This window comes from Kitasatospora sp. MMS16-BH015 (assembly GCF_002943525.1).
Taxonomy (GTDB): Bacteria; Actinomycetota; Actinomycetes; order Streptomycetales; family Streptomycetaceae; genus Kitasatospora.
In genome coordinates, this window is the sequence record NZ_CP025394.1 from 6,053,585 (window position 1) to 6,067,396 (window position 13,812).

Sequence of the window (13,812 nt, forward strand, 5' to 3'; positions counted from 1 at the left end):
CTCAGCGCCGCACGGCGTCCAGCGCGAGCAGGGCGACGTGCAGGGAGAGGCAGGACTCCACCTGGTCGAGGTCGACGGAGAGGATCCGCTCGACCTTGTGCAGGCGGTCGTAGAAGGAGGGCCGGGAGAGGTGCGCCGCGTCGGCCGCGGCGGACTTGTTCCGGCCCTGCTCCAGGTAGATCCGGAGCATCTGCACCAGCTGGCTGCCGTGCTCGGCGTCGTAGGCGAGCAGCGGGCCGAGCTCGCGCTCGACGTAGGTCTGCAGCCGGGCGTCGTCGCGCAGCAGGTGGAGCAGGCCGCGCAGGCGCACGTCCGGGAGGCGGTAGTAGGCGGCCGGGCGGCCGCCCGGGGCCTCGTGCAGCGCGGCGTCGGCCACCTGGGTGGCCTCCAGCAGGGTGCGGCGGGCGTCGCGGACCGAGCCGACCGAGGAGCCGACCGCTATCACCGGCTCGGGCGCGGTCTCGCCGCGGGCGCCCTCGGCGGCGAGCTTGCGCAGCGCGGCGGCGAAGGCCTCCAGGGCGGTGTGCTCGTCCTGCTGCGAGCCGAGCGCGATCAGGAGGCCCACGCCCTCGTCGTCCAGCGCGCCGACCAGGGCGGAGAGCCGGCAGGTGCGGATCGCGGTGGCGGCCAGCTCGGTGAAGTCGCGCAGCCGGGCCTGCGCCTCCAGCGCGGCCGGGATCGGCCCGCGCCGCTCGCGCAGCACCACGCCGACCAGCCGGCGGCTCTCCAGCGGCACGCCGAGCGCCTGGGCCCGCAGGGCCACCTCGGAGACGGTCAGCGCGTGGGTCAGGATGCCCGAGAGCAGGGTGCGGTGGGTCTGCCGCTCCAGTGACTCACGGTCACGGACCACCAGCCGGTTGAGCGCGAGGGTGGCCGCGCCGCGCTCCAGCAGCATGGTGTGCGGGTGCGGGGTGTCGGTGGGCAGCGGCCCGGGCTCGCCCGCGAGCACCAGCCGCCCCCAGTCCTGCCCGCGCGCGCCGACGGTGGTGACCAGCCAGCCGCTGCGCGGGTCGTACCCGGTGCGGCCCGGCGGGCGGACCCCGCGGGAGCGGCGCTCCCAGCCCTCGAGCAGTTCGACCTCGGAGCGCCCGGCCGGGTCGTGGGCCAGCACCTGGTGGGCCAGGTTCTCCAGCACCACCGGGGCCTGGGCCATCAGCGCGACCTGCCGCACCACCTCGGCGGGCTCGGCGCCCTCGGTGGCCAGCTCGTTGAAGACCTGGTGCACGGCCTCCGAGGTGCGCAGCTGCTCCAGCTGGGCGTTGACCACCAGCGCGTGCACGGCCTCGGTGACGGCCACGAACCGAAGCTCCCGGCGGAGCACGATCAGCGGCAGCCCGCGCTGCTCGGCGGCGTGCACCAGGGCACGGGGCAGGCTGTCGAAGTACCGGCGGCCGAATTCGATCACCAGCCCGGCCACGCCCACCTCGTCCAGCTCCCGGACGTACCGGGCCAGCCCCTCGCGGTCCTCGGGCAGCGCGATGCCGGTGGTCAGCACCAGTTCGCCGCCCTGCAGCACCCCGGCCACGTCGGGCAGCTCGCTGACGTGCACCCAGCGCACCGGCCGCTCCAGCTGGGCGGCGCCGGCCACCACCTGGGGCAGGCCGCGCCGCATCGCGTCCAGATCGAGCACACGGGCGACGGTGGGCAGCACGGGGGGACCTCCGGACCGGACGGGGAGAGCGCAGCAGGTTGTCAGGTGAATCATCGCTGGTGGCGACGGTCTGTTGCCCACTCGACGGCCTTGCAGTGTGTAAGGCTCTTGCTCGGCGGCTTGTCGCAGTGACCCTTGTCACTCACGGTCATTCCGGGGCATCGTCAGCGGGTCGGTGGTGGCCGGAAACGGGCGTAGTCGCCGGATTCCGTCGCGTAACAAGAACGCAACCACGGAATCCCTTGTCGCAGCCCTGATCGAGCTGCCAGGATCGCGCAAACCCGGTGATCCGCTGAGTACGAACGAACGGAGAACCCATGGACCTGACCGAGCTCGGCGCGGGTGCGCAGTACCTCGCGGGCAAGCTGACCGAAGGCACCGGCACCGAGCCTTTCCAGGTCGTCAACCCGGCCGACGGCAGCGTCGTCCGCCAGGTCACCCTCGCCTCCGAGGCGGACGTGGACACGGCCGTGGCCGCCGCCAGGGCCGCCCTGCCCGAGTGGTCCGGCGCCACCCCCGGCGCCCGCTCCGAGGCGCTGAACCGGCTGGCCGGCATCCTCGCCGAGCACGCCGAGGACTTCGCCCGGGTGGAGACCTCGCAGACCGGCAAGCCGATCAAGCTCTCCACCGAGTTCGACGTGCCCGGCACGGTGGACAACACCGCCTTCTTCGCCGGCGCCGCCCGCAACCTGGAGGGCAAGGCCGCCGGCGAGTACTCCGGCGACCACACCTCGTACGTGCGCCGCGAGGCGATCGGCGTGGTCGGGTCCATCTCCCCCTGGAACTACCCGCTCCAGATGGCCGCCTGGAAGATCCTCCCGGCCATCGCGGCCGGCAACACCATCGTGCTCAAGCCCGCCGAGCTCACCCCGCTCACCTCGCTGATGTTCGCCCGGGCCTGCACCGAGGCCGGCATCCCCGACGGCGTGGTCAACATCGTCACCGGCGCCGGCCGCACCGCCGGCGAGCGCCTGGTCTCCCACCCCGACGTCGCGATGGTCTCCTTCACCGGCTCCACCCCGGTCGGCAAGCGGGTCGCCGAGCTGGCCACCGCCACCGTCAAGCGCACCCACCTGGAGCTCGGCGGCAAGGCCCCCTTCGTGGTCTTCGACGACGCCGACCTGGACGCCGCCGTGCACGGCGCGGTCGCCGCCTCGCTGATCAACACCGGCCAGGACTGCACCGCCGCCACCCGCGCCTACGTGCAGCGCCCGCTGTTCGACGCCTTCGTCGCCGGAGTCGCCGAGCTGTACGCCGCGATCCGCCTGGGCGACCCGCTCGACCCGCGGACCGACCTGGGCCCGCTGGTCTCCTACACCCACCGCGACCGGGTGGCCGGCTTCGTCGAGCGGGCCCGGGGCTACGGCGCCACCGTCGTGACGGGTGGTCAGGCCCCCACCCTCGGCCACGACGGCACCGACCTGAGCAAGGGCGCCTACTACCTGCCGACCCTGATCACCGGGGTCGACCAGACCAGCGAGGTCGTCCAGGGCGAGATCTTCGGCCCCGTCCTCGTCGCGCTGCCCTTCGACAGCGACGAGGAGGGCCTGCGCCTCGCCAACGACACCCCCTACGGCCTCGCGGCCTCCGCCTGGACCCGCGACATCCACCGCTCGCTGCGCGCCACCCGGGAGATCCAGGCCGGCTGCGTCTGGGTCAACGACCACATCCCGATCATCAGCGAGATGCCCCACGGCGGCTACAAGTCCTCCGGCTACGGCAAGGACATGTCGCAGTATTCGCTCGACGAATACACGCAGGTCAAGCACGTCATGTATGACACTACGGCGGTCGCCCGCAAGGACTGGCACCGCACGATCTTCGGAGACAGATAACCCCCGTCGTCTCCCCGGCCTCTTCCCCCAGGAGGGTGTCCCCGCATGGAGCTCCACGAGATAACCGCCGGCCTGCCGGAGCCCGTACGCAAGGCGTGGGAACGCAGCATGACCAACGGCCGGGCAGCCATGACCCGGCGCACCCTGCTGCGCGCCACCGGGCTCGCCGTCGGCGCGGGCTCGCTCGCGGCCTGCGGCATCCCGCCGGCCAGGAGCACGGCCACCGGTGACTCCACCGCGAGCCTGGTGAAGGACCTCTCCGACACGGAGAAGGTGGTCAACTTCTCCAACTGGCCGCTCTACATCGACGTGGACGACAAGGACAAGAACAAGCACGCCTCGCTGGACGAGTTCACCGCCGCCACCGGCATCAAGGTCCGCTACACCGAGGACGTCAACGACAACGTCGAGTTCTTCGGCAAGGTCAAGCCGCAGCTCGCGGCCGGGCAGGACACCGGCCGCGACCTGATGGTGCTGACCGACTGGATGGCCGGCAAGCTGATCCGGCTCGGCTGGGTCGAGAAGCTCACGATGGCCAACGTCACCAACGCCATCACCAACCTGGAGTCCCGCTTCCGCGCCCCCGACTGGGACCCGGGCCGGCTCTACTCCTACCCCTGGGCCGGCATCCAGACCGTGGTCGCCTACAACAAGAAGGCCACCAACGGGAAGGCCGTCACCTCCGTCGCCCAGCTGCTCGACGACCCCGACCTCAAGGGCCGGGTCTCCTTCCTCTCCGAGATGCGCGACACCGTAGGCATGGTGCTGCTCTCCCAGGGCAAGAGCCCCGAGAAGTTCACCGCCGACGACTACAACGCGGCCATCGCCCGGCTGCAGAAGGCCGTGGACAGCAAGCAGATCCGCAAGTTCACCGGCAACGACTACGGCCAGGAGCTCTCCTCCGGCGACATCGCGGCCTGCCTGGCCTGGGGCGGCGACCTCATCCAGCTGCGCGCCGACAACCCGGACATCGAGTACGTCATCCCCGAGGACGGCTACCTCGCCTCGACCGACAACATGCTCGTCCCGGCCAAGGCGCAGCACAAGAAGAACGCCGAGAAGCTGATCGACTTCTACTTCCAGCCCAAGGTGGCGGCCGAACTCACCGCGGCGATCGGCTACGTGTCCGGCTGCGCCGGGATCAAGGACGAGCTGACCAAGCTCGCCCCCGACATGGCGGAGAACCCCCTCGTCCTGCCCACCGCGGAGATGGCCGCCAAGGTGCACGTCTTCCGCAGCCTCACCGAGGCCGAGGAGAGCGAGTTCGAGGACAAGTTCTCCAAGCTCATCGGCGCCTGACCCCCCCACGTTCGTACCCCGGGCGCCTGGCCCTTCCTGACAGAGAGACACCATGACTGAGCAGCTGCGCGACGCGGCGACGGCCGGTGGAGACGTCCGCCTCACCGGCATCGGCAAGACCTACGGCGACTTCACCGCCGTGCACCCGCTGGACCTGACCGTGCCCCAGGGCTCCTTCTTCGCCCTGCTCGGCGCCTCCGGCTGCGGCAAGACCACCACCCTGCGGATGATCGCCGGCCTGGAGGAGCCCACCAGCGGCACCGTCCTGATCGGCGGTCAGGACGTCACCGACCTGCCCCCGTACAAGCGGCCGGTCAACACCGTCTTCCAGAGCTACGCGCTCTTCCCGCACCTCGACATCTTCGAGAACGTCGCCTTCGGCCTGCGCCGCCGCGGCAAGAAGGACGTCAAGAAGCAGGTGGAGGACATGCTGGAGCTGGTCGAGCTCGGCCAGTACGCCCGCCGCAAGCCGCACCAGCTCTCCGGCGGCCAGCAGCAGCGCGTCGCCGTCGCCCGCGCCCTGATCAACCACCCGCAGGTGCTGCTGCTCGACGAGCCGCTGGGCGCCCTCGACCTCAAGCTGCGCCGCCAGATGCAGCTGGAGCTCAAGCGGATCCAGACCGAGGTCGGCATCACCTTCGTCCACGTCACCCACGACCAGGAGGAGGCCATGACCATGGCCGACACCATCGCGGTGATGAACGGCGGCCGGGTCGAGCAACTCGGCGCCCCCGCCGACCTGTACGAGAACCCGGGCACCACCTTCGTGGCCAACTTCCTCGGCCAGTCCAACCTGATCCCCGCCGAGGTCACCGGCACCAGCGGCGACGACCTGCTGCTCAGCGCCTCCGGGGTGCGCCTGGCGGTGCCCAAGGCCCGCTGCGGCACCGAGGCGAAGAAGGTCTACCTGGGCGTGCGCCCGGAGAAGCTCACCATCGACCACGCCGGCGAGCCGGTGGCCGAGGGCCGCAACAGGATCGCCGGCACCGTGGTCGACTCCAGCTTCATCGGCGTCTCCACCCAGTACGTGGTCCGCTCCGAGACCGGCCAGGAGATCGCCGTCTTCGAGCAGAACATGGACCGCACCACCCGGATAGCCGCCGGCGCCCCGGTCGTCCTGCACTGGAACCCGGCCCACTCCTTCGGCCTCGACGCCGCCCAGGCGATCGACGCCGGCACCGGGGAGGACGCCGCGTGACCACCACCACCGAGGCCGCCCCGGCCCAGGTCATCCCCCTCGGGACCAGGCCGAATAAGCGCAAGCTCACCGCCTACTGGCTGCTGCTGCCCGGCATCGCCTGGCTGGTCGTCTTCTTCGCGATCCCGATGGTCTACCAGGGCTCCACCTCGCTCCAGACCGGTTCGCTGGAGGAGGGCTTCAAGCTCACCTGGCACTTCGGCACCTACTGGGACGCCCTGGTCGAGTACAAGTGGCACTTCGTCCGCTCGTTCTCCTACGCGGCGATCGCCACCGTGCTCTGCCTGGCCGTCGGCTACCCGCTGGCCTACACGATCGCCTTCAAGGCCAACAAGCGCTGGCGCAACGTCATCCTGATCCTGGTGATCGCGCCGTTCTTCACCAGCTTCCTGATCCGCACCCTGGCCTGGAAGACGATCCTCGCCGACGGCGGCCCGGTGGTGAGCCTGCTCAACCACCTGCACCTGCTCGCCGTCACCGACTTCGTCGGCCTGACCTCCGGGCACCGGGTGCTGGCCACCCCGCTCGCGGTGGTCTGCGGTCTGACCTACAACTTCCTGCCGTTCATGATCCTCCCGCTGTACACCTCGCTGGAGCGGATCGACCCGCGCCTGCACGAGGCCGCCGGCGACCTCTACGCCCGCCCGATCACGACCTTCCGCAAGGTCACCTTCCCGATCTCGCTCCCCGGCGTGGTCGCGGGCACGCTGCTGACCTTCATCCCCGCCTCGGGCGACTACATCAACGCCCAGCTGCTGGGCTCCCCGAGCGAGCAGATGGTCGGCAACGGCATCCAGAAGCAGTTCCTCAACGTGCTGGCCTACCCGACGGCCGCCGCGCTGAGCTTCATCCTGATGGCGCTCATCCTGGGCATGGTCACGGTCTACATGCGCAAGGCCGGGACGGAGGAGCTGGTCTGATGTCCCGCATCGTCAAGTGGGTCCGCGAGCACCTCGTCGTCCTCGCCGGCATCGCCGCCCTCTTCTACCTCGTGGTCCCGAACCTCGTGGTGCTCGCCTTCTCGTTCAACAAGCCCGAGGGCAAGTTCAACTACGAGTGGAACCACTTCTCCACCGACGCCTGGACGCACCCCTGCGACGTGGCCGACATGTGCGGCTCGCTGGGGCTCAGCCTCCAGATCGCGCTGCTCGCCACCCTGGGCGCCACCGTCCTCGGCACCATGGTCGCCTTCGCGCTGGCCCGCTACCGCTTCCGCGGCCGGTCCGCGACCACCGCGCTGATCTTCCTGCCGATGGCGATGCCCGAGGTGGTCATGGCCGCCTCGCTGGGCACGCTCTTCCTCAACATGCGGATCCAGTTCGGCTTCCTCACCATCCTGATCGCGCACATCATGTTCTGCCTCAGCTTCGTGGTGACGGCCGTCAAGGCCCGCGTGATGAGCATGGACCCGCGCCTGGAGCAGGCCGCCCAGGACCTCTACGCCACCCCGGCGCAGACCTTCCTGCGGATCACCCTCCCGCTGGTGGCCCCCGGCATCGCCGCCGGCGCGCTGCTCAGCTTCGCCCTCTCCTTCGACGACTTCATCATCACCCAGTTCAACTCGGGACCGACCACGGTCACCTTCCCGATGTTCGTCTGGGGCGCCTCCCAGCGCGGCATCCCGGTACAGGTCAATGTGATCGGTACCGCGATGTTCATCGCCGCGGTGGTGCTGACGGTCGCCGGTCAGTGGCTCGGCAACCGCCGCAAGGCACGCGCCTGAGCACTCGTTCGTTCACCCGGTGATCCCCGGACCTCCGGCCGCCCGTCCCCTCCAACCCATCCCAACAGGACCAGAAAGAAGCTGATACAGCATGGACTCTGCCCGTGCGCTCAGTGATGCCCGCCCCACCCCCTTCTGGTTGGAGGACCCGGGTCGGCCGGAGGCGCTGCCCGCGCTCGTCGGCGACACCAAGTGCGACCTGCTCGTGGTCGGTGGCGGCTACTCCGGTCTCTGGACGGCCCTGATCGCCAAGGAGCGCGACCCCTCGCTGGACGTCGTGCTGATCGAGGGCCACGAGGTGGGGTGGGCGGCCTCCGGGCGCAACGGCGGATTCTGCGCGGCCAGCCTGACCCACGGCTTCGGCAACGGCCTGCAGCGCTGGCCGGGCGAGCTCGGCGAGCTCGAGCGCCAGGGCCTGGCCAACCTCCAGGCCATGGAGGACGCCATCAAGAAGTACGGCATCGACTGCGAGTGGGAGCGCACCGGCGAGATCGACGTCGCCACCCAGCCCCACCAGCTCGCCGAACTGCACGAGGTCGCCGAGGCCGTCGCCGAGTACGGCCTCGACCTCACCGTCCTGGACGCCGACCAGCTGCGCGCCGAGGTCGACTCGCCGACCTTCCTCGGCGGCATCTGGGACAAGGAAGGGGTGGCCATGCTCCACCCCGCCAAGCTCGCCTGGGGCCTCAAGGCGGCCTGCGTCGCCCAGGGCGTCCGGGTCTTCGAGCGCACCCGCGCCACCGACCTCTCCGAGTACGGCAGCGGCATGGCCGTCCGCACCTCCTACGGCCGGGTCTACGCCCGCCGGGTGGCGCTGGGCACCAACGTCTTCCCGTCCCTGGTCAAGCGGGTCCGCCCGTACATCGCGCCGGTGTACGACTACGCGCTGATGACCGAGCCGCTCACCGAGGAGCAGATGGCGGCGATCGGTTGGAGCCGGCGCCAGGGCCTCGGCGACAGCGCCAACCAGTTCCACTACTTCCGGCTCTCCGCCGACAACCGGATCCTCTGGGGCGGCTACGACGCCGTCTACAACTTCGGCGGCAAGGTGCGCGCGGAGTACGACCAGCGGCCGGAGACCTTCCAGACCCTGGCCCGGCACTTCTTCCAGACCTTCCCGCAGCTGGAGGGCGTGCGCTTCACCAACGCCTGGGGCGGGGCGATCGACACCTGCACCCGCTTCTCCGCCTTCTTCGACACCGCCTATCGGGGCCGGGTCGCCTACGCCGCCGGCTTCACCGGCCTCGGCGTCGGCGCCACCCGCTTCGGAGCCGAGGTCATGCTGGACCTGCTCTCGGGCGAGACCACCGAGCGCACCGCCCTGGAGATGGTCCGGCACAAGCCGCTGCCCTTCCCACCCGAGCCCATCCGCTGGGCCGGGATCGAGATGACCAAGTGGTCGCTCGACCGCTCCGACCACAACGGCGGCCACCGCAACCTCTGGCTGCGGACGCTCGACAAGATGGGCCTCGGCTTCGACAGCTGACCCTTCCTGCTGCCCCCGGGGCGTGCGGCTTGCTGCCGCACGCCCCTCGGCATTTCCGGCCAACCTTCGGGGGCGCCGGCCGGGTGCGGTCCGGGGTGTGGCCCTGGGTGCGGTCCGGGGTGCGGTCCGGGGTGCGGCCCGGGCCGAGGTTCAGGGCGAGATTTCGGGCGAGATTCTGGGGCGCACTTCCGACTGACCGGTGTAAGAGCCCGGGCTCTGCGCCCTCTCCTCCTCGGGGGCCCACGGACGGAGGAGTAGGTCATGGAGCAGCAGAAGGCGATCGACTGGCTGGCGGCGGCCGCGCCGGACCCGGCGGCCTGCCGCCGGGAGTGGGCCGCCACCGGGCTCGCCCTGATCCCGGCCGGCCGGCGCTGGGACGTGCTGCTGGTGCCGCGCGTGCTCGGCGAGCTCACCGCGCTGACCGGCGGCCCGGTCTACCGCAGCGGCGACGAGCTGGGCTTCCTGGTCCCGGTCGGCACCGCCGCCCGCTGGGTCGGCACCGGCATCCGCAGCGCCGGCCACGGCACCTGGCTGGCCGTGCCGCACCCGCGCAGCGTGCTGCACTGGCGGGTGCCGCCGGACGGCTCGGGCCGGCTGGTCGACCCGATGCTGCTCGAACTCGTGCTGCACGAGGCTGCCGCCAAGCTGCACCGAGGTGGTCCGGGTGCTCCGGGCGGTGCGGGCGGTCCGGGCGGTCCGGGCCGTCAACCGGGCGGGCAGTCCGACGACCTGTAAGGCTGAATCTCGGATACCCGTCAGGCTGCTCGTTGAGCGGGGCCGGGTCGCCGCCCAGACTGGAGGACGAGAGCACGGACAGAGCGACCGGCGGCCGGTGTGCCGTACGGGACTTCGGAGGCGGAAGACCTTGAGCAAGCCCATCGAGAACAAGCACACCGTCCACTGGATCAACGGTGCCGCCGTCCCCACCGCGGGTGCCGCGCCGCGCCGTGGCGACATCTTCGACCCGGCCACCGGCCGGGTCACCGGTCAGGTGGACTTCGCCGAGATCGCCGAGGTCGACCAGGCCGTGGCGGCCGCCGCCTCGGCCTTCAACGAGTGGCGCCACGCCTCGATCGCCAAGCGCACCCAGGTGCTCTTCGCCTTCCGCGAGCTCTTCAACGCCCGCAAGGACGAGCTCGCCTCGCTGATCGTCTCCGAGCACGGCAAGGTGCACTCGGACGCCCTCGGCGAGCTGGCCCGCGGCCAGGAGGTCATCGAGTACGCCTGCGGCATCCCGCAGCTGATCAAGGGCGGCTTCACCGAGCAGGCGTCCACCGGCATCGACGTCTACTCGATCCGCCAGGCCCTCGGCCCGGTCGCGATCATCTCGCCGTTCAACTTCCCGGCGATGGTGCCGCTCTGGTTCTTCCCGATCGCCATCGCGGCCGGCAACACCGTGGTGCTCAAGCCCTCCGAGAAGGACCCGTCGGCCGCCAACTTCATGGCCCAGCTGTGGAAGGAAGCCGGCCTGCCGGACGGCGTCTTCAACGTCGTCCACGGTGACAAGGCTGCCGTGGACCGCCTGCTGGAGCACCCCGACATCAAGTCGGTCAGCTTCGTCGGCTCCACCCCGATCGCCCGCTACGTCTACGAGACCGGCACCCGCTACGGCAAGCGCGTGCAGGCCCTCGGCGGCGCGAAGAACCACATGCTGGTCCTGCCCGACTCGGACCTCGACCTGGCCGCTGACGCCGCGATCAACGCCGGCTTCGGCGCGGCCGGCGAGCGCTGCATGGCCGTCTCCGTCCTGGTCGCCGTCGACCCGATCGGCGACGAGCTGGTCGCCAAGATCAAGGAGCGGATGGCCACCCTCAAGGTCGGCCCCGGCTGCAACGGCGACTCCGAGATGGGCCCGCTGGTCACCGGCCAGCACCGCGACAAGGTCACCTCCTACGTGGAGTCCGGCCTGGCCGACGGCGCCGAGCTGGCCGTGGACGGCCGAAAGCACCTGATCGCCGCCGAGGACGCCTCCGGTGCTCCCACGGCCGACGGCTTCTGGCTCGGCCCGACCCTGTTCGACCACGTGAAGCCGGGCATGTCCGTCTACAACGACGAGATCTTCGGCCCGATCCTCTCCGTGGTACGGGTCGCCTCCTACCAGGAGGGCCTGGAGCTCATCAACGCCAACCCCTACGGCAACGGCGTCGCGATCTTCACCAACGACGGCGGCGCCGCCCGCCGCTTCCAGCACGAGGTCGAGGTCGGCATGGTCGGCATCAACGTGCCGATCCCGGTCCCGGTCGCCTACTACTCCTTCGGCGGCTGGAAGGCCTCCCTCTTCGGCGACGCCCACGCCTACGGCGCCGACGGCGTCCAGTTCTTCACCCGCGGCAAGGCCGTCACCCAGCGCTGGCTCGACCCCTCGCACGGCGGCATCAACCTGGGCTTCCCGACGAACGCCTGATGCCTGACACGTCCCGCTGGGCGTAGCAGTCGAATGTCCCCCACCCGTCAGCACCGGGTGGGGGACGTTTGCGTCTGCCCCCGAAACGGCGTAGTGTTCTCCGAGTTGCCTGACAGGGAGCACCGGACACGCGGTCAGTGTGGACGGTCCCGGGGCAGCCAATCCCCTTGAACCACCACTTCCGCTCGGCGGAGTCGTGTCTTCTGACACGCCTCGGCTTGAATTGTCGTGTGCGTTTATCGGATTGCGGTCGGATTCGCTTTTCGGAGCGGGGATCGGCTAAGGTTTGAAACGTCGGACGGGCCGTCAGGTCGCAGACCGGCAGGGAAAACCGAGTGGAAAGCGAAGCGGAAATCATCTGCTAAGCTGGAAACACGAAAGAACGAAACGAACGAAGCCCGGAGAGCTTGCGAGAGCGGCTTGAAGGAAGCGTCCGTTCCTTGAGAACTCAACAGCGTGCCAAAAGTCAACGCCAGATATGTTGACATCCCCGGCCTGAACCGATCGGTTCGGGTTGGAGATTCCTTTAGTAACAAAACACAGCGAGGACGCAGTGCGCGGGGCCACCCTATTCCGGTGGTTGCCGTGCCGCTCAACGCGAGTGTCTCTCCCGATTACGGGAAAACATTCACGGAGAGTTTGATCCTGGCTCAGGACGAACGCTGGCGGCGTGCTTAACACATGCAAGTCGAACGATGAAGCTCTTCGGAGTGGATTAGTGGCGAACGGGTGAGTAACACGTGGGAAATCTGCCCTGCACTCTGGGACAAGCCTTGGAAACGAGGTCTAATACCGGATATGACCTTCCTCCGCATGGGGGTTGGTGGAAAGCTCCGGCGGTGCAGGATGATCCCGCGGCCTATCAGCTTGTTGGTGGGGTAACGGCCCACCAAGGCGACGACGGGTAGCCGGCCTGAGAGGGCGACCGGCCACACTGGGACTGAGACACGGCCCAGACTCCTACGGGAGGCAGCAGTGGGGAATATTGCACAATGGGCGAAAGCCTGATGCAGCGACGCCGCGTGAGGGATGACGGCCTTCGGGTTGTAAACCTCTTTCAGCAGGGAAGAAGCGCAAGTGACGGTACCTGCAGAAGAAGCACCGGCTAACTACGTGCCAGCAGCCGCGGTAATACGTAGGGTGCGAGCGTTGTCCGGAATTATTGGGCGTAAAGAGCTCGTAGGCGGCCTGTCGCGTCGGATGTGAAAGCCCGGGGCTTAACCCCGGGTCTGCATTCGATACGGGCAGGCTAGAGTGTGGTAGGGGAGATCGGAATTCCTGGTGTAGCGGTGAAATGCGCAGATATCAGGAGGAACACCGGTGGCGAAGGCGGATCTCTGGGCCATTACTGACGCTGAGGAGCGAAAGCGTGGGGAGCGAACAGGATTAGATACCCTGGTAGTCCACGCCGTAAACGTTGGGAACTAGGTGTTGGCGACATTCCACGTCGTCGGTGCCGCAGCTAACGCATTAAGTTCCCCGCCTGGGGAGTACGGCCGCAAGGCTAAAACTCAAAGGAATTGACGGGGGCCCGCACAAGCAGCGGAGCATGTGGCTTAATTCGACGCAACGCGAAGAACCTTACCAAGGCTTGACATATACCGGAAACGGCTAGAGATAGTCGCCCCCTTGTGGTCGGTATACAGGTGGTGCATGGTTGTCGTCAGCTCGTGTCGTGAGATGTTGGGTTAAGTCCCGCAACGAGCGCAACCCTTGTTCTGTGTTGCCAGCATGCCTTTCGGGGTGATGGGGACTCACAGGAGACTGCCGGGGTCAACTCGGAGGAAGGTGGGGACGACGTCAAATCATCATGCCCCTTATGTCTTGGGCTGCACACGTGCTACAATGGTCGGTACAAAGGGCTGCGATGCCGCGAGGCGGAGCGAATCCCAAAAAGCCGGCCTCAGTTCGGATTGGGGTCTGCAACTCGACCCCATGAAGTTGGAGTTGCTAGTAATCGCAGATCAGCATGCTGCGGTGAATACGTTCCCGGGCCTTGTACACACCGCCCGTCACGTCACGAAAGTCGGTAACACCCGAAGCCGGTGGCCTAACCCTTGGGAGGGAGCCGTCGAAGGTGGGACCAGCGATTGGGACGAAGTCGTAACAAGGTAGCCGTACCGGAAGGTGCGGCTGGATCACCTCCTTTCTAAGGAGCACATAGCCGGTTGCGAGCGAATGTCTCGCACGGTTGCTCATGGGTGGAACGTTGACTA

At 68.9% G+C, this 13,812-nt stretch carries 9 protein-coding genes and 1 rRNA gene; 9 read left to right on the forward strand and 1 reads right to left on the reverse strand.

The window, feature by feature from the left end:
- Position 1 precedes the first annotated feature (1 nt).
- On the reverse strand, positions 2–1,651 hold the full coding sequence (locus CFP65_RS26145) for a PucR family transcriptional regulator ligand-binding domain-containing protein (protein WP_104818489.1): 1,650 nt from the start codon (positions 1,649–1,651) through the stop codon (positions 2–4).
- A 317-nt stretch (positions 1,652–1,968) separates the two neighbouring features.
- Here CFP65_RS26145 and CFP65_RS26150 point away from each other — a divergent pair, with 317 nt between their 5' ends.
- The 9 genes from CFP65_RS26150 (at position 1,969) to CFP65_RS26190 (ending at position 13,745) form a co-directional block, all read left to right on the forward strand.
- Complete coding sequence (locus tag CFP65_RS26150) at positions 1,969–3,486, forward strand: gamma-aminobutyraldehyde dehydrogenase (RefSeq protein ID WP_104818490.1); 1,518 nt, start codon at positions 1,969–1,971, stop codon at positions 3,484–3,486.
- Positions 3,487–3,531: 45 nt separating this feature from the next.
- Positions 3,532–4,785 (forward strand): PotD/PotF family extracellular solute-binding protein, encoded by a 1,254-nt coding sequence (locus CFP65_RS26155; RefSeq protein WP_104818491.1) that lies wholly within the window; start codon positions 3,532–3,534, stop codon positions 4,783–4,785.
- A gap of 52 nt (positions 4,786–4,837) precedes the next feature.
- Positions 4,838–5,983: an ABC transporter ATP-binding protein gene (locus tag CFP65_RS26160; protein WP_104818492.1), complete on the forward strand. Its 1,146-nt coding sequence runs from the start codon at positions 4,838–4,840 to the stop codon at positions 5,981–5,983.
- Positions 5,980–6,903 (forward strand): ABC transporter permease, encoded by a 924-nt coding sequence (locus CFP65_RS26165; RefSeq protein WP_254552570.1) that lies wholly within the window; start codon positions 5,980–5,982, stop codon positions 6,901–6,903. Before CFP65_RS26160 ends, CFP65_RS26165 begins: the two co-directional genes overlap by 4 nt.
- Entirely contained in the window at positions 6,903–7,706 is an 804-nt protein-coding gene (locus CFP65_RS26170; RefSeq protein WP_104818493.1) for an ABC transporter permease, read from the forward strand. The genes CFP65_RS26165 and CFP65_RS26170 overlap by 1 nt, the downstream gene beginning before the upstream one ends.
- A 91-nt stretch (positions 7,707–7,797) precedes the next feature.
- Positions 7,798–9,192 (forward strand): FAD-binding oxidoreductase, encoded by a 1,395-nt coding sequence (locus CFP65_RS26175; protein ID WP_104818494.1) that lies wholly within the window; start codon positions 7,798–7,800, stop codon positions 9,190–9,192.
- A gap of 261 nt (positions 9,193–9,453) precedes the next feature.
- Entirely contained in the window at positions 9,454–9,927 is a 474-nt protein-coding gene (locus CFP65_RS39215) for a hypothetical protein (RefSeq protein ID WP_158702360.1), read from the forward strand.
- Between the two features lie 130 nt (positions 9,928–10,057).
- The gene (locus CFP65_RS26180; RefSeq protein WP_371682465.1) at positions 10,058–11,596 is read left to right on the forward strand and encodes a CoA-acylating methylmalonate-semialdehyde dehydrogenase; all 1,539 of its coding nucleotides are present in this window, start codon (positions 10,058–10,060) and stop codon (positions 11,594–11,596) included.
- A gap of 627 nt (positions 11,597–12,223) precedes the next feature.
- Positions 12,224–13,745: ribosomal RNA gene (locus CFP65_RS26190) — 16S ribosomal RNA — on the forward strand.
- The last annotated feature ends 67 nt before the right edge of the window (positions 13,746–13,812 follow it).